The organism is Terriglobia bacterium (assembly GCA_020072565.1).
GTDB lineage: Bacteria > Acidobacteriota > UBA6911 > UBA6911 > UBA6911 > JAFNAG01.
In genome coordinates this window covers 42,385-59,736 of record JAIQGI010000043.1, presented here as the reverse complement: position 1 = coordinate 59,736, position 17,352 = coordinate 42,385, and the positions used below count along the sequence as shown (strand labels likewise).

The following is a 17,352-nucleotide window of genomic DNA, read 5'->3' as shown; positions in this document are numbered from 1 at the left end:
ACCGATGCTGAATCCCATGAGGACTTCTGGATCCCCGGGATGGCGTACGTGCGAGCGACGCAGTTCCCGCCGGAACTCTGGGCCCGCCTGGCATCCCCCGGTCCCTTTTACGCATTCATTGTCCGCATGGCCGACGGCGCGACCGTCGAGCAGACAACCGCCGAGCTGACCGGGCGGCTCCGGGCACTTGCTGCCATGGACCCGCGTCGGAAGGCCCGATTCCAGACTGTCGGTGCGATGCTTCAACCGGGATTTGCCGCGCCTGCAACGACACGGCCCGTCGCGCTTCGCGCCGTGCAACTCATGGCCGGCGTCGCAGCTCTCCTGGTGCTGCTTGGCATGGCCAACGTCGCGAATCTGCTCCTCTTTCGCGGCATCGCAGGCGCTCGAGACGTCGCCACCCGCAAAATTCTTGGCGCTTCGACGAGGCGCCTCATACAACTCCGGCTGGTGGAAAGCCTGATCCTTGCGCTCGCCGGAGCCGTGGCGGGCGTGGGCGTCGCGCTCGCGTTGGGTGAGCTTTTCGCTGGATTTGCCGTTCCGGCGCTCGGGTCGATCAGCGTGGTAGTGGATTGGCGCGTGCTCGCGGCCACGGCGTGCTTGTCGATCCTCGTGGGCGCGGGCTTTGGCCTCGCCCCGGCGTTCCTGGCGGCGCGCATCTCGATCGCGGGCACGCTGGGACGCGGCGCGCGAGCCGAGCTGCCGCGCACGAAACGGCTGCGGCATACGCTCGCGGCCTCGCAAATCGCGCTCTCGCTGGCTCTGCTCGTCGGCGCGCTGCTCTTCCTGTCCACCATTCGCAATTTGCACGCGGTCGATCTGGGCTTCGATCCGTCCGGCGTGGTGGTGGTTCCTATGAACCTCCGCGAGCACGGCTACTCGTCGGCGCGCGCGCTCGACTACGAACAGCGACTGAGCGACGCCCTGCGGCACGAGCCCGGCGTGCAATCGGTGGCGCTGGCGTCCGAGGCCCCGCTCGTCGGCCGCGCCATCGGCCTCGATGTGTACCTGCCCGGGGCCGACCCGAAGACCGCCACCGAAGTACCGGTGAACGCAGTCGACAGCGAATTCTTCCGCACGCTGAACCTCCCGCTGGTGCGGGGCCGCGCTCTGACCCACGATGAAGCTTTTGGCGCCACGCCAGACGAGCCGTCTAACGAGGAGGCTGTCGTCCTCAGCGAGACGCTCGCGCGCGCGCTCTTCGGCTCGAGCGACGTCGTGGGCCGACGATTACTCATGCCGCGGTATCGGGCGGAGCCCTCCACGCTCCGTATCGTCGGCGTGGCGCGGCAAGCGCATTTTGGAGCGGTCGATCAGCCGCCGGATCCGGTGCTCTATGTCCCGCTGACGCATTTCCCGGCCGGCAGACCGTTTCTGCTTGTGCGATCGACATTGACACGAGAGGGGGCCCGTCGGATCATTGCGAGGGCGGCGGTGGCGATCGATCCGGCCGTACCCGTCCATCCGGATCGCACGTTCGCCGCCATCATCGATCAGCGTCTCGGCCAGCAACGGCTGTTTGCATCGTTGCTCGGCCTGCTCGCCTCGATCGGTTTTTTGCTTTCCGGCGTCGGAGTGCACGGACTCCTCGCGCAGACGGTGACCGAGCGGCGGCACGAATTCGGCATTCGGCTCGCGATCGGTGCCGACCCGACGCAGATCATGCGGTCGGTGTTACGGCAGGCCGCCATTCTTGGCGCCACGGGTCTTGTCGCCGGCTTGGCGCTCGCCTGGATGTTCGGCCGTGTCGTCGAGAGTCGGCTCTTCGGCATCACAAGTCGTGACCCCGCGATCTACACGGCGGCTGCCTTAACGATGCTGCTCGTCATTGCCGTCGCGACATTCATCCCCGCTCGTGCCGCGACGCGCGTGAATCCCGTCGATGTGTTGAAGCAGGAATAAGCGTCGGGCTTCGCCCGAGGCAACCAACGGCGAAGCGCACTGTGCGAGTCACCATCCGACGTCCTCGCTCCGCTGAGTGCCGTTCCACCGTGATTGAAAAGGGCGCCCGCCGCGAGCGGCTCCTGGCTTGGCTCTCCGGCGCCTTCGGCGGTCTCGCACTCATCCTAGCAGCCGTCGGGCTTTACGGAGTGGTTGCTTACGCCGCCCAACGCCGTACTCCTGAGATCGGAGTTCGCCTTGCCCTTGGCGCGCGGCCCTCCCAGATCCACGCGCTCCTTCTACCTGAAGTGATCGTCTTGTTGGCCATCGGCCTCACGCTTGGCAGCGCTGGCACGGTCTTGTTCACGGTTCGGCTCGAACCGCTTCTGTTCGACGTCACACCGGAAGATCCTGCGACATTCGCCTTTGCCATGGTTGTGCTAGGCGCAGTCGCCCTTGCAGCCGGCTACATCCCTGCTCGCCGCGCCGCCCGCCTCGATCCCATGAGTGCTCTACGTTCAGATTAAATGCGGTAACCGTGAATAATCCCTCCCAATGTGTCCGAGTGGGCCAGCTGGACATCGCCCGTTTTTGGTTGACATTCTACCTGACTGATTTTAGACTACTGGTAGATATTCTACTAATAAGAAAAGGTAAGCACGTGTCAGGCGTGGCTCGAATCTCCAGTTGGAACACCGGGCGAGGAAAAGAATATGACAGATTCTGAAGCGGCCGCTCGAAAGAAGCAGGAGGAACGCGAGGAATTGCTCCAGGGCACGTTGGACATGATCATCCTGCGCACGTTGCTTTTCGGGCCGATGCACGGTCACGCGATCGCAACCTCCATTGAGAAGACATCCGAAGATGTATTAAAGATCGATCACGGTTCCCTTTACCCGGCGCTGCACCGGCTGCTTCGCCGGGGATGGATTACTTCTGCTTGGGGCATATCGAAAAATAACCGCCGAGCTAAGTACTATCGTCTAACGAGTGCGGGACGGAAGCAGCTCGCCGTGGAAACCACGAAATGGGAACGGCTGGTACGGGCGATCGCGCGCATTACACAAGCATCGCCGGAGGAGATGTGATCATGAATCCGCTTCGCAGGATCAGGGATCTTTGGGGCAAGGTTGTCCGTCGTCCTCGAGATGCAGAACTCGACGCCGAAATCCAAGCGCACCTCGATATCGAAATGGATGAGAACATCGAGGCTGGAATGGATCCGCAAGAAGCGCGCTATGCGGCGCAACGGAAGTTTGGCAATGTTGCGCTTTCGACGGAATTGACCCGCGAGGTCTGGCACTTTGGTTGGCTGGACCGGCTTTGCCAGGACGTGCGTGTCGCCGCGCGCATGCTGGCGAAGAGCCGTGCTTTTACCTTTGCCGCGGTATTGACCCTCGCCATCGGCATCGGATCAACCACCTCCATCTTCACCGTGGTCCATGCCGTGCTTTACCCTGAGTACTCCTTTCCCGATCCGCAGCATATCGTGAGTGTTTCTTCCACGGATGGCAAACATTCGCTCGCGCCTTCCTTCGGCAGCTTTGATGACTGGCGGCAGAAGAGCGATGTGATCCAAGAATTGACGGCGTATCGTCGCACCTCCGTTGCGTGGATCGATGGGGGAGAACCCGCGCGCATCGTCGGAATCGAAACCACCGCCAATATCTTTCGTATGGCAGGAGTGGAGCTGTTTTGGGGCCGCAATTTCGATCCCGGCGCAGACACGCCGGGCAAGGAGAATGTCGTAATTCTTGGGTACGGTTTCTGGCAAAGGCGTTTCGGAGGCGCTCCGGACATTGTCGGAAGGAGTGTCCTGATCAACAACAGACCTTGCAGCGTGGTTGGCGTTATGCCGGCTGGCAAGGGGTTCCCCACGGCCCAGATCAATTACTGGATTCCGTGGGTACTTGATAAAGATCCGATGCGTTCATTCCCATTTCCCGGCGGGGGCTTCACGGTAGTCGGACGCCTCAAACCTGGATGTCCACTGCTGCAAGCCCAGTCGATCATGAATGTGCTGGAATCCCATCTCGGAGAATCGGACAGAATTCGCAGGAAGTATAGCGTGGCCCTCAGAGCCATGACCGATAACGTCAGTCCCTTGAGCAAATCCACAGTCTGGACGCTGTTCGGCGCGGTACTCTTCGTTCTGCTGGTCGCTTGCGTAAACGTAGCCAACCTGCTTATGGCGCGCGCTTCCGTCCGTGCGCGGGAAATCGCTCTGCGCTCCGCACTGGGCGCTTCGCGTTTGCGTATTGTCCGCCATCTGCTGACGGAATGTGTGTTGCTGTCCTTCATCGGAGGGGCCGTCGGCCTCCTGCTTGCCTATTGGGGAGTCCGCCTGTTTCTGGCCTTGAAGGCGCCCGGGATTCCGGGGCCCAGTGAAGCGCGCCTAGATCCGGGCGTGCTGCTGTTTGCGGTCGGGTCCTCCACAGCAACTGCCTTTTTGTTCGGCCTGTTGCCTTCTCTTCACGCCTCGAAGACGGATCTCTTGGCGACGCTAAAGCAGGGAACCGGGAGCCTCACGCGCCGCGCCTCAAATAGAAAACGGGCCTCGCTGGTGGTCGTTGAAATGGCGCTCGCATTGATCCTGCTCACGGGAGCAGGATTGATGATGAAGAGCTTCATTAGGCTGCAGCACGTCGACCTCGGCTTTGACCCGCAAAACGTGATTGCATTTAGGGTAGCGGTTCCAGAATCGGGTGCGCGTGAAGCTCTCGCTCAAAATAGGACAATTTTTGCTGATCAACTGCTGAGGCGGTTGCAGGCGCTGCCACAGGTGCGCGCGGTAGCGGCATCCAGCATTTTCCCCTTGGATGGTTCCAATGCCATGACGAGTGCCCGCATGTCGGAAGCCGCGCAGGATCGCGATCGATGGCGCAACATAGAGCCGGTGGGCATAACCTCCGGGTATTTTGCCACGATGGGAATCCCGGTGCTTCGCGGACGAGGGTTTGCGGAATACGATAGCCAGAAGGTGCTCCCCGAGGTGATCTTGAGTCAAGAGGCGGCACAACAATTTTGTCCAGGTGAAAATCCCCTGGGCAAGAAGCTCTTCTTTACCGGGGAATCGATCCCGCGCGAGGTTATTGGTGTGGTTGGCGACGTCAGGTACGGGTCACTCCAGGCGCAATTCGGCCCGAAAGTCTACGTATCAGCCGCCGACAACTGGATTATGCGTAATGTCACTTTCGTCGTTCGAAGCGCAGGCGACCCGCGCAATCTGGCGCCGGATCTGCGGCGCGAGGTTTGGGCGCTCGATTCGAAGATGCCAATCGAAATGGAAATGTTGAAAGACCTTTTTGAGACTCATATCGCGAGCTCACGGTTCTATCTCGGTCTCTTCACCTTTTTTGCCGTCGTGTCAGTCTTGATGGCGGCGATCGGACTTTATGGCTTGGTCAACTACTCCGTCGGTCAGCGGACGCAGGAGATCGGAATCCGGATGGCGTTGGGCGCCGAGGCCAAAGATGTGCTTGGCATGGTTGTCAGAAATGGGACGCGCATAGCATTGGTAGGAGCGGGGCGCGGAATCGTCGGTGCGCTATGCCTTACTCGTTTTATCAGGATCTTTCTGTTCGGCGTTGCGCCCACAGACGGAATCACCCTCGGCATCGTATCGGTGCTGCTGGTCGCAGTCGCCATTTTTGCGTGCCTGATCCCGGCGCGCCGCGCCTCGCGGATCGAACCCTCGTCCGCTCTGAAATATGAATAGAGGATATCTGCGGGAAGGAGCGGTCACGCTAGTTATACGGCCTTCCGGCTCCGGCGGGTCGGCTTCACGGTCAGGCGGACCCGGGCGCCGAGGCGGGCGAGCACGTCGATGAGGCCATCCGTGCTGAACAGGTCGATCCGGCCGCGTAACAGGTCGCTGACCCGAGGCTGGGAGACACACAAGAGCCCGGCTGCCTCTCTTTGTGTAAGACCCCGCGAGGCGATGAGCTTCTAGACCTCGATCAGGAGATCCGCCCGGATCAAAAGATGTTCCGACTCATCGCGGCGGAATCCGAGATCCGGAAACACATTTCCGGCTGATGGCGTGATTTTGAGGTTCATGATCAATCGATCCACAACACGAGTTGTGTGTTGCACATTCAGGAGAATAGAGTTTGGTTTGTCTCCAGGTAAAGCGCCGCCGTTTAATCCGAAATGGGAGCACTGCCATGAAAACACTGCGGTTTGTCCTTGTCACTCTCAGCATCTTGTCCTGCATGGCCGTCCAAAGCGCCGCACAATCAGCAAATGCAAGGCTGAGATCGCTGTTTTACCAACGCGATTTTGAGACCGGCGCGATTGAAGGCTCGAAGCTAGTGGCAGCGAATCCAAACTCGACGAACCTGAAGGCGTGGTATGTGCTCAACCTCGTGCGCAGCGGGCAGGAACGGAATGGTATCGCTCTCGCCGAGGAAATGACGAAGAAGACGCCACAGGATGCCTGGAGTTGGTTCGCGCTTGCCGGCGCTCTCAACTATGCCCAAGTACGGGCCGATGAAGCCCTGTCTGCCGGCGAAAAGGCCCTAAAGCTACTTCCCGCCGATCCCGACGTGATCTGGCTTCGGGCACAGACCCTGGCCAATGACGAGCAACATCGTGCCGAGGCGATTGCCTTTGTGGATGCCCAGCGTTCCCGTGTGAAAAATCCCGCCGATATCCTGGCTGCAAAGGCATATGCTCAATACCGTCAGTCTTCCGGCCCGCCGCGCGACGAGGCGCTGTTGGCTACGGCTTTCGCCACCTTCGAGGAAGCGCGCCGCATTGATCCGACAAACCTGAGCGCGTGGTACCTGCCCAGCACCTATCTTACGGGCCTGCGCCGAAGCGACGAGGCCTATCCATTGGCGAGGAAGGCTGTGGCACTCGCCCCGGGATCGACTGCGGTGCACAAGGCCTACTGGGATGCCATTACTGGGAGTACCGTAATCACGGCCGACCGGAAGCGGCAGGAAGTGGAAGCGGACGTTGTTTCATTCCTGCAGGCAAACGGAAATCGCCCGGGCGCGCTCTCCGCGGTAGCTGATGTGTCCCGGAGCATGAAGTGGACGGATAGGCAGCAAGAATGTGAAGAGAAGGTTCTGAAGCAGTTTCCCGACAGCACGGAAGCGGAGTGGATCTTTGCCTCGCGATGGCGTGAACTTGAACAGACCCAGGAAGGAACCAAGTCGGCCCCGTATCGTAAGATCCTGCGCGAGTTCATCGCCCGCGCGCAGCACCATATTCCAGGTCTTTTGGGCGAAGCCTATCTGAATCTCTTCTCTGCACTGGCGGAGGACAAGTCTGCTTCGGCCGACGAGATGTATCAGGCGGCCGAGGGAGCAGTGAAGTTTGAAAAGAACAATCCGCACATCACCTATGTCGTGATACCGATTGAGCTGGCGGACCGGAAGATCGACCTCGCCGATGCGGAGCGGATTGCGCGCGCGGGCATCGAGGAGCTGAGAAAGAAGATCGAAAGCCAGCGCTCCGTCTATAAATCCCCAGGGGAATACGAACATGAAATGGGATGGGCGACGGCAATGGGACATGACGCAGTCGGATGGGTGCTCCTGGCCGAAGGTCGTGTACCGGAGGCGGAGAAAGAGCTTCTGGCCGCCTACGATCTCAACCACGAGGATCGCCGAAACCTCGATCATCTCGGCCGTTATTACTTGTCAAAGAACGAAACCTCAAAAGCGGAAGAATACTTCGCAAAGGGACTGGTTGTGCAGGGGCGCGGGACAAATCCCTGCGAGACTTCGCTTCGATCCTTATACGATAAGAACCACGGCAGCCTGGAAGGCATCGACGAGTACTATGCAAAACTCAAGGATGCCGACCGCGCAAATCGTCACGATCGGGTGCTGGCCAGCCGGATTGCCGCGCCCACCGCCGTGCCCGCCTTCAACCTCAAGGGACTCGACGGAAAGAGAATCTCACTTGAGGGGCTGAAGGGCAAAATCGTCGTCGTCAATTTCTGGGGCATCTGGTGCGGTTGGTGCGTTGCGGAGTTGCCTGAGTACCAGAAGCTTTTTGACAAATACGCGAAGGACCCCGATGTCGTGATCCTGACCATCGATAACGACGCAAATCAGGACGATGTCCCGCCGTGGATGGCCCAGAAGAAGTACACGTTTCCGGTCCTGATAGATGACGGTTACGTGAGCAAGGCCGGAATCAGCGGTTTCCCAACTACCTGGTTCCTTGATCCGCAGGGCCGCAAGGTCTTCGAAAAGGAAGGGTGGAGCGAGAAGCTGCTCGAAGAATTCAGCTGGCGGATCGAGGCGATCCGAGGATCGATTCCACCCCGCCTGCCATGAGTGCCGCCTCATAACAGATGAGTGCGATTTGTCGCTGGACCAGGATTCTCGAGAGAGAAGGCCCCCTTTGAAACGCATACGTTTGATCTTCGCATTGACGATGGTTATCGTAGTAGGTGCGGCAAACCCATTGGCCAAAACTGCTCGGCCCGTGATTTCGACCACCGGGTTCGGTTACTACGGAGCGGACATGCCGGCTTACACTTCATGCCTTTATATCATTCAATAATGGAATTAGATGTAAAACCGGGATGTACCGTCGATTTTTCTTAGAGGAAAGAAATCCGGGACGTGTCGTTTCAGTTCACTCGCACCGCAGGGCCTTGATTGGGTCCAGGTGTGCTGCTCGCCGCGCGGGAAGATAGCATGCCAGAAGAGCAACGGCGGTCAGAAGCCCCGTGCAGCCTGCAAACGTTGCAGGATCGGTCGGGCTCACTTCGAACAGCAGGGCCGACATGAACCGTGCGAATGCCAATCCGACGCCTGTGCCGATCGCCACGCCGATTATGATCCAGCCAAGAGCCTGCAAAAGAAACATGTTTATGACATTGCCGGGGCGAGCTCCCAGTGCAACGCGAATGCCGACCTCATGCGTGCGCTGCGCGACGAGGTAAGAAATCACGCCATAGACTCCCATTGCTGCCAATAGCAGCGCCAGCAGCGCGAAGACGCCAAGCAGCAACAAATTCAGACGATGCGGCGCAATGGAGTCCGCCAGCCGCTGTTCCATTGTGCTCACGTCGTAAAGGGGAAGCTCCGGATCGGCGGCCTGAATCAAACTCCGTACCGCGGAAGCCAGGCTGAGCGGATTCACTCTGGTTCGAATCACAAAAGTCGTCACATACATGGAATTCTGCAGATAAGGTACGTAGACTTCCGGCCTGACCTCCCGGTCCAGGCCTTGAGACCGCACATCCGCCACGACGCCGACCACAGTGGGGGTGCCCTTCCCGGGGCCCGGGACCCAGACGCGCTTGCCGATAGGATTTTCGGCCGCGAAAAGCCATTGTGCCAGGCTCTCGCTCAGAATCACGACCCGGGGCGCGCTCGCGTCATCAGAGTCCGTGAAAGCACGCCCCGCGCGCAATGGAATTCCCATCGTGGCGAAATAGCCGGGGCTGACCAAGCCGATCGGTACAGGCGTCGCCTGTTGTTCTGTAGTTACTGGCCGTCCTTCAACATGCAAATAGCCGGCGAAAAGTGAGGCGGTCGTCGGCAGGCGGTTGGTGGTGCCGGCGGATTGGACCCCTGGAAGGGTCGAGACGCGCTGCAACACCTGCTGAAGAAACTGCGCCCGCCGGCCGCGATCGGGATATCGTGTATACGGAAGTGAAATGCGCGCCGTCAGCAGTCCTTCGACCTTGAATCCCGGATTGACGTCGAGGAGCTTGACAAAACTCCGCATGAGCAGGCCGCCCACAAGGAGCAACACTACCGCTGTTGCGACCTCGACGGACATCAAAACCTGGCGCATCATTCCCGTACTGCAGGCACCCCGCCATCCGCCCTTGTTGAGATATGGCTGCAAATCCGGACGTGAAAGTTGAAGCGCAGGGACCACGCTGATCAGCAACCCTGTGAGCACTGATATCAGAAGCGTAAAGCACAGCGACCTCGAATCTACTGCAATGACGACCAGACGCGAAATCTCCCCGAACATCGGAAGGGCGGCGACCGCTGCAAGGACTCTGACCAGCGCATAAGCTATTAACAGCCCGCAAGCTCCTCCACAGCAAGAAAGAAGGCTGCTCTCCGTGAGCATTTGTCGCACCAGCCTCAGCCTGCCGGCGCCCAGCGCTGCGCGAACGGCCAGTTCTTTCTCTCTCACCGCTGCATGAGACAGCAGTAGGTTTGTCACATTGGCGCACGCAATGAGCATAATCAGACCGACGGCACCCCAGAGCAACAAAGCCAGACGCCGCACGTTTTTTACTAGTTTTTCGTGCAGTGAAATCACCCGCACCTCGCCGGAGAAATGAATGCCCCACTGGGTGATCTTTTCGAAATGGCTGCGAATGGCTTCCAATTCCCGTTGTGCCAGCTGTTCCGTGACTCCAGGTCGAAGGCGGGCAATCACGCTCAGGGAATGAATCCCATGCTTGGGGCCCTCGTCCTGCGGATCGAGCGCAAGGGGACTCCACAGCTCGAAGGGAGTCGAAAAGCGAAAATCACCCGGCAGCACGCCGACAATCTGATAACTATCGTCATCAAGCCGGATAGTCCTGCCGACAATGTTGGCATCCGAGTTGAAACGACGCTGCCACAGGCCGCGACTTATGACTACGACCCGATTGCGGTCCGGAAGATCTTCCTCTGCGGCAAAGAAACGGCCGGCCAGAGGCTGAACGCCCAAAGTTTCGAAGAACGAAGCCGTAACCTTCCCGCAATCCAGTCTTTCAGAGTCACCTGCGCCCGATAGTGTTACGGTTCCGCCGCCAAAAGCCGCGATTTGCTCCAGCGCCTTACTTCGTGCGCGCCACTCAAAAAAGTGCGGGCCGGGGATCATTTCACTCTTGGGTAGAGATTCGTTTTCCGTCACCCAAACAAGCCGGTCTGGATCGTGGTACGGCAACGGCCTGAGCAGCAAGGTGTTCACCACGGTGAAAATGGCCGTATTTGCGCCGATGCCTAGGGCCAGGGTCAGGATGGCAACGGTGTTAAATCCCGGATTGTTGAGCATCATGCGCGATCCGTAACGCAGGTCTTGCCAGAGTTCTGTGGCCCATCTGATTCCGCACGCTTGACGACACGCCTCCCTCGTCTGCTCCAGCCCGCCCAAAGCGATAAGCGCTTGTCGCCGGGCTTCTTCGGGACTCATGCCCTGACGCAGATTTTCTTCAATCTCCATCTGCAGGTGGAACTTCAGTTCGCCGTCAAGAGTGGCCTCTGATTTCGTCCGACGGTGGAGATGCGAGATCCGCCACATTAATGCTCGAATCGATGCCAGCATGGATTCCCCCGACTATGCGCCTTCCAGGACACGATTGATAATCGCCATCATGCTCTCCCAGCTCTCTGTTTCATCTCGGAGCCTTTTGCGGTCGGCCTTGGTGATGGCATAAAACCGCGCCTTCCGGTTGTTGACCGAGGTGAAACATCAAAAAAGGGGGACACACCTGTCCTCGGTACAGTGACTGTCAAGATGGGGACACAGGCGATTGTGGCCTTATCCGCATGTTCGCCAGACCGTCCCTAGCGCCGTGCAAAGTCAACCTGGGCTGAAGGTCGAAGTGGATCGACGTCGCTTTACTAACCTTTGGCTTGAAGATCACGATGACATTGCCTTTGTATCTCTGCCCCACAGCCCGAAACACCCATTGTTTCACGCATTCGATCGCGGCCTTCTCCTGTATCGGATTGCCTCTGACAAGTTTTGCAGATTCGACCTTCCCAGCTTTGTCCACAACCACTTCGATCGATACGCTCCTCGTAAAATTGTTTTCTCCTTTCTTTTCCAATAGTGCCTTTTTGACCTCTTCCTCAGAAATGAAGCAGTCAACAGTCTTGACGATCCTCTGTTGCATCTCCTTGTCATCGATCCTGGAAACACCAGCATCTGGAGTCTGAAGAAGAAAGACAAACAAACAGATATCGATCATCGGAGTCATTGCGTCTCTCCTCTGTGTGCCAAACCCTGCTTCCAAGTAGACTGTCCCTCAGTCTATGCGCAGAACCGTCCAAGGATCGAGTTTGGTTGCTCGACGCGCTGGTTTATAGCACGCGAAGAATGCAACCCCTGCCAAAAGCAAGACTGAGGTTCCGAATGTAAGAGCATCGCTGCTGCTTACCTCGAACAACATTGAACTGAGGTATCGGCTCAATGCCAATGCGCCAAAGGAGCCGACTGCGACTCCCACCACGACCCACCTCATACCCTCCCCGGCAACCAACCGGAAGATTTGATGCGCTTCAGCTCCCAAAGCCATGCGCACTCCAAACTCATGCGTGCGTTGGGAGATGGAATAGGCGACGATCCCATAAATACCCACCGCAGCCAAGAGCAACGCACTCAAGCCGAAAGCATTCAAGATGATCGTGTAGAATCGGGTCTCCGCTGAAAAATCGAGCCAGCGATTCTCCATAGTGGTGAATTGAGTCGGAGTCAGATTCTTGTCCAGAGCCATCACCTCGCGCCGGACCGCATCTATCAATTTGGTGGGATCGCTTTGCGTCCGAACCGCAAAGGACGTTCCCACAAAAACGAGATTGACTGCACCATCGAATGCTCCGGACGGCCGATAATACTCTCCTATTTCCTCGTCTTCTCTTCGCGGAGCACTGGTTCGGAAACCATATTTCCTGACACTTTGCGCGACTCCGACAACAGTCAGCGGAATGGCCTCCGGCGGCGGCGATTGCTCCGAATTCATCGGAACACCAGCTTGAGTTGGGTCGACAAACAATCTCTTTCCAAGCGCCTCTTCGTTGGGCCAGAACTTCCTCGCTAGATTCTCATCGATGATGACGACTTGTTCTTTTTGACTGAGGTCGAGTTCTGAAAAACAACGTCCTCTCAAAATTGGAATGCCCATCGCATTGAAATAGCCTGGCGAAACGACATAACGCACCGTCGCCACTGATGGTCTCGTTGCCATCTGCTCGGATCGAATTTCGTTGGATATGACGGAATTGGCCAATGGAAGGTAGTTCGTCATTCCTGCAGCCCGGACACCGGGTAAATTGGCAAGCCGTTGCTCCAAACGATCATAAAACTCAACTGCTCGGCCTGTAGGATATTGGCTGCGCGACAGGTTGAGAGAGAAGGTCAACACGTGGTCAGGATTGAATCCCAATCCGACATTGAGCAGGTTATGAAGGCTACGAATCATCAATCCTGCCCCGAATGACAGTACCAGCGCCAGGGCAAATTCCAATATCACCAAGAAACCGCGAACCCGGCTACGGCTCTGGCTCGATACTGTCGGCGTGGCATTCAGATCGTTCACCAACAAAGCATCCGATTTCATTGCCGGTACTGCCCCTACCACCACGGACGCTGCCACGGATATCGCAACTGCAAAACCGACCCCCTCCAATCCAATGGCCGCTTCATTCAACCGTGGTATAACCTGCCGCGCCAGCAACCTCATATATTCCAAACTCCACCAAGCCAAGGCGATTCCCAAGGCACTCCCGGCCCCAGAAATCAACAGAGCCTCTGTTAGGCTTTGACCCAGCAACCTACCCTTGCCCGCGCCAAGAACAACCCGCAGTGCCCGCTCTCTCCGCCGCCTCTCCGCCTGGATGAGAAAGAGATTCGCTACATTCGCGCACGCTATCGCCATCACAAAAGCGCCTGCGATCAACAATATTGGGAATGCCGGTCGATAGTTCCCAATGAGGTAGTCACGGTAGTACATGAGTGTGGGCGGCTCGAGAGGTGAAGCACGAAAGAATGTTTTGTAATCCTTATTTAGGTTGCCGATGATGGATCGGAGATTCTCCTCGGCCTGCAAGAGGTTGACGCCTGGCTTCAAGGTTGCCATCAGCGCACCCATCGGGCGATTTGTGCCGATGACATTTCCATTGTCTACAAGTAACGGGGTCCACACCTCGATATCATTAGAGGGGATGTTGTACGAAGCCGGCAGAATCCCAATAACCGTGTAGAAAGTGCCATTAATCACTATCTGCTTCCCCAGGATGTCTTCCTGTCCGCCTAACATGTTACGCCAGAATGAGGCCTTGATCACCGCTAGGCACGGGCCTCCTGGTCGATCTTCCTCTGCGGTAAAGACCCGACCGCGGAGAGGCTGAGTCCTAAGCGCCTGAAACATGTTTGCTGTGACGGCTGCCAGGTTGAATTTCTCTCTCGGCTCCCCCGTCCGGATCTCCGCCTGTCTGATCTGATACAGGCTGACATCGGCGAATGCAGAGTTCCTTTCTCTCACTGCCCGATATTGGGAATAAGACATGGAAATGGGGCTGGGTGAATGAATGACAGTTTCACCTCCCGGGAACGGTGAATAGGGGAGGCCTGAATACCTGATTGAAAGCAACCGATTCTGACCCTCATAGGGAAGCGGTCGCAGGAGCGCAGAATTGAACAGACTGAACACCGACGTGAGTGCGCCGATTCCGAGCGCCAGTGTGATGACGGCAGCACCTGTGAACACAGGGGTATGGCGCAAACTGCGAAGGCTGTAACGCAGGTTATTAAGAGATTCATCAAGCCACCGGATCGCGCGTGTTTCGCGGCACGCCTCCCTCGTCTGGTCAAGGCCGCCAAGCGAGATAAGAGCCTGCCTCCGCGCTTCTTCGCGGCTCATGCCACGACGCAGGTTTTCTTCGATCTCCATCTCCAGATGGAATTCCAACTCCTTCTCGAATGGGGATCCCGATCCTGAACGACGCGCGAGGTGAATCACACGCCACACAAAGGCACGAATCGACGACAGCATCACCGCCTCCTACGATCCTGCAAGGACTGATTTGTGACCGGCCTCACGCGCTCCTACCTTCATTCTTCCTGGCATCATAAGCTCAGCACTTATTCCTTGCGCAGCGCTAGCAATGGATCGATGCGGGTGGCACGGTGCGCGGGGAGGAAGCAGGCAGCCAGGGCCACGGCGGCCAAGACAAGCGAAACTGCTAATAACGTGAGCGGGTCCGTCGGACGGACGCCGTAAAGCATGTTCGAAAGCGCACGATTCGTCGCCAAAGCGCCAGCGATTCCGAGCAACACACCGATGGCCACCAGCAGCAGTCCCTGCCGGAGCACCATGCGCATCACCTCGCCGGGCTTCGCACCGAGCGCCATGCGAATACCGATTTCATTTTGTCGCTGAGACACCGAGTAGCTGATGACGCCATAAATGCCGACGGCGGAAAGCGCGACCGCGATCCCCGCAAAAATCCCAAGCAGGAGCGTATAGATGCGTCTTAAGGCGGCAAAGCCGCTCAGACGCTCGTCCATGGTTTTCATGTCCTGCACTGGTTGGTCCTTGTCGACGGCCCAAATCGCTGCTCGCACAGCTTCCGCTGCACGAGTAGGATCGCCCGCCGTCCGCACGGCAACGAACATAGTGCTATAGCCGCCTGTCTGCGCCCGTGGCACGTAGCTCTCCGCGCCCGATGGCAAGTCGGGCCGCAGGTGCCGCACGTCGCCGACCACGCCCACAACTTCCTGTAACTTGTTCTTCAACTGCACCCGCTTCCCGATCGGGTCCTGGTTCGGCCAAAGCTGTCGCGCCAATGTCTCATTGATGACGACAACCGGCGGCATATCGGCCGTGTCGTGATCGGTGAATATGCGTCCGCGAACGAGCGGGATCTTCATCGCCCGGAAATAATCAGGGGTTCCGATGCGATAGTGAGTCGGCAGGTCCGAGCCTTCCGGGCTGCCTTCAGCGGAAACACCCGTACCCTCCTGACTTTTACTGAATGGAAGCGGATAAACGGCGCCCGCCTCGCGCACTCCTGGGACTGCCTTTATCTGCGCGAGGGCGCCAGCAAGAAAGGCGCGCGCCCTTGCATTGTTCCAGCTCTTCCCGGCGATTGAGTACTTGTACGGCGGCAACGTCAGGCGCAGTGTCAGAAGATTTTGCGAGGAAAATCCGAGGCTTACATCCGCGAGGTGGGCAAGTGTGTTCACCATGAGGCCGGTGCCGGCCAGCAGAATCAGCGCGCATGCAACTTCTGCAACCACCAACAGGCCGCTCAGTCGACGGGCTGCGGCGCGCCCGCCCTGAGCGCCGGCGGATTCCTTCAATCCTTGGTTCACGTCCGCCTTCGAGGCCTGCAATGCCGGCACGAGCGCCGTAAGCAGGCCTACCACAACGGATGCGGCCAATGCGAAGCAGAACACGCGCCAGTCGGCGCGGAGGTTCCCGAGTTCGCTGACGTTCGCTCCACCCATGCCCGCCAGCCAACTTACTGCCCACAGGCCGATACCGAGCCCGGCTGCGCCGCCTAACAACGCCAGCAGCATGGTTTCGGCAATGGCTTGCCGGACCAGACGCCCGCAGCCAGCGCCCAGGGCAGCGCGTAGCGCCATCTCCCGCCGGTGCACCGTACCTCGCGCCAGCAGCATGTTGGCGACGTTCGCGCAGGCAATCAGAATGACAAACAACGTAGCCGCAGACAATAGCACCAGCCTCCCGCGCATGTCGCCGACTAGGTACTCGCGCAGCGGCACTATGACAGTGGCATAATTCTTGCTCGACTCTGGGAAGAGACGAGCGCGAACTTCGGCGCCGGCCGTCAATACGGCCTGGGCCTGCGCAACGCTCACGCCGGGTTTCAGCCGCGCAATCACCTCCATGTTGCGAGAGCCGCGGAAACCATCGTAAGACTGCGAGTCAATTGGGTCTGGCACCCATGCCTCCTCACCCGCCATCGGTGGGAACGAGGGTGGCATGACTCCAGCTACGGTAGAAACCGCGCCATTCAACATGATAGGCCTGCCGCAAATCGTTCGGTCGGCTCCAAGCCGCCGCTGCCAAAGAGAGTGGCTCAAAACCACGACATTGGTCCTTCCCAGCCGATCCTCGCCGGGCAGAAATCCGCGACCGAGCTCCGGCGCAACGCCAAGCGTCGAAAAGAAATTCGCCGTGACCCGGCCCGCAACAATTTCTTCCGGCTCGCCGCCTCCCGTCAGCACTACGCGCGCCGGGAAGGAGCTGTAAGCGCCCACATCCTCAAACAGGTCTGTTTGCGCCTGCCATTCTCTCAGCACTGGAACAGAGGTGGAAATTAGCTCCTTGTGGTCGGGTTGGAGCGAGCGAAACTTGGCCCCTTCCGCGCTCAGGTTCTTTTCCCAAATGGTGATCATGCGGTCTGCGTTCCCAAAAGGCAGCGGTCGCAGGAGTACTGCGTTGACAGCCGTGAAGATGGCCGTGTTCGCCCCGATGCCGAGGGCAAGCGTAATGACAGCGACAGCCGCAAAGCCTGGGGCGTGGCGGAGTTGGCGCAACCCGTAACTCAGGTCCTGCACGAGATCGCGCAACAGGCGGACTGCCAGGACATCTCGGCATTCTTCCATGGTTTGCTCCAGCCCGCCCAACGCGATAAGCGCTTGTCGCCGGGCTTCTTCGTGATTCATGCCCTGACGGAAATTCTGCTCAATCTCCATTTGCAGATGAAACTCCAGCTCGCCGTCAAGAGTGGCCTCCGACTTCGTCCGGCGGTTGAAATGCACGATCCGCCAGAGAAATGCTCGAATCGATGCCAGCAT

10 protein-coding genes and 1 pseudogene are annotated in these 17,352 nt (G+C 58.5%); 6 read left to right on the top strand and 5 right to left on the bottom strand.

Features of this window, described 5'->3' with window-relative positions; all coding sequences use genetic code 11:
• The 4 genes from LAP85_22080 to LAP85_22065 all read left to right on the top strand — a co-directional run.
• Positions 1-1,902, top strand: a 1,902-nt coding sequence (locus tag LAP85_22080) for an ABC transporter permease (GenBank protein ID MBZ5499096.1), incomplete at its 5' end; no start/stop codon positions are given.
• 89 nt (positions 1,903-1,991) lie between these two features.
• Positions 1,992-2,408, top strand: a complete 417-nt coding sequence (locus LAP85_22075) for an FtsX-like permease family protein (protein ID MBZ5499095.1) — start codon at positions 1,992-1,994, stop codon at positions 2,406-2,408.
• 186 nt (positions 2,409-2,594) lie between these two features.
• Positions 2,595-2,969, top strand: a complete 375-nt coding sequence (locus tag LAP85_22070) for a PadR family transcriptional regulator (protein ID MBZ5499094.1) — start codon at positions 2,595-2,597, stop codon at positions 2,967-2,969.
• Positions 2,970-2,971: 2 nt separating this feature from the next.
• Entirely contained in the window at positions 2,972-5,599 is a 2,628-nt protein-coding gene (locus tag LAP85_22065) for an ABC transporter permease (GenBank protein MBZ5499093.1), read from the top strand.
• 32 nt (positions 5,600-5,631) lie between these two features.
• Here the strand turns inward: LAP85_22065 and LAP85_22060 are convergent.
• Positions 5,632-5,940: pseudogene (locus LAP85_22060) on the bottom strand (helix-turn-helix domain-containing protein).
• A gap of 107 nt (positions 5,941-6,047) precedes the next feature.
• Between LAP85_22060 and LAP85_22055 the strand changes: the two are divergent.
• Together LAP85_22055 and LAP85_22050 are read left to right on the top strand one after the other, a co-directional pair.
• Entirely contained in the window at positions 6,048-8,177 is a 2,130-nt protein-coding gene (locus tag LAP85_22055) for a redoxin domain-containing protein (protein ID MBZ5499092.1), read from the top strand.
• A 67-nt stretch (positions 8,178-8,244) separates the two neighbouring features.
• Entirely contained in the window at positions 8,245-8,406 is a 162-nt protein-coding gene (locus tag LAP85_22050; GenBank protein ID MBZ5499091.1) for a hypothetical protein, read from the top strand.
• A 75-nt stretch (positions 8,407-8,481) separates the two neighbouring features.
• Here LAP85_22050 and LAP85_22045 read toward each other — a convergent pair whose 3' ends face one another.
• The 4 genes from LAP85_22045 to LAP85_22030 all read right to left on the bottom strand — a co-directional run bounded on the left by LAP85_22045 (position 8,482) and on the right by LAP85_22030 (position 17,352).
• A complete protein-coding gene (locus tag LAP85_22045) occupies positions 8,482-11,127 on the bottom strand; it encodes an ABC transporter permease (GenBank protein ID MBZ5499090.1) in 2,646 nt (881 codons plus the stop codon).
• Positions 11,128-11,314: 187 nt separating this feature from the next.
• Positions 11,315-11,785, bottom strand: a complete 471-nt coding sequence (locus LAP85_22040) for an energy transducer TonB (GenBank protein ID MBZ5499089.1) — start codon at positions 11,783-11,785, stop codon at positions 11,315-11,317.
• A 48-nt stretch (positions 11,786-11,833) separates the two neighbouring features.
• Entirely contained in the window at positions 11,834-14,578 is a 2,745-nt protein-coding gene (locus LAP85_22035; protein ID MBZ5499088.1) for an ABC transporter permease, read from the bottom strand.
• Positions 14,579-14,667: 89 nt separating this feature from the next.
• Positions 14,668-17,352, bottom strand: coding sequence for an ABC transporter permease (locus LAP85_22030; GenBank protein ID MBZ5499087.1), 2,685 nt, complete (start codon positions 17,350-17,352; stop codon positions 14,668-14,670).

Bases quoted from the DNA above. Each gene is read 5' to 3' on its own strand.
- LAP85_22030 (MBZ5499087.1), bottom strand. From the start codon at position 17,352: ATGCTGGCATCGATTCGAGCATTTCTCTGGCGGATCGTGCATTTCAAC.
- LAP85_22045 (MBZ5499090.1), bottom strand. From the start codon at position 11,127: ATGCTGGCATCGATTCGAGCATTAATGTGGCGGATCTCGCATCTCCAC.
- LAP85_22040 (MBZ5499089.1), bottom strand. From the start codon at position 11,785: ATGACTCCGATGATCGATATCTGTTTGTTTGTCTTTCTTCTTCAGACT.
- LAP85_22055 (MBZ5499092.1), top strand. From the start codon at position 6,048: ATGAAAACACTGCGGTTTGTCCTTGTCACTCTCAGCATCTTGTCCTGC.
- LAP85_22065 (MBZ5499093.1), top strand. From the start codon at position 2,972: ATGAATCCGCTTCGCAGGATCAGGGATCTTTGGGGCAAGGTTGTCCGT.
- LAP85_22035 (MBZ5499088.1), bottom strand. From the start codon at position 14,578: ATGCTGTCGTCGATTCGTGCCTTTGTGTGGCGTGTGATTCACCTCGCG.
- LAP85_22070 (MBZ5499094.1), top strand. From the start codon at position 2,595: ATGACAGATTCTGAAGCGGCCGCTCGAAAGAAGCAGGAGGAACGCGAG.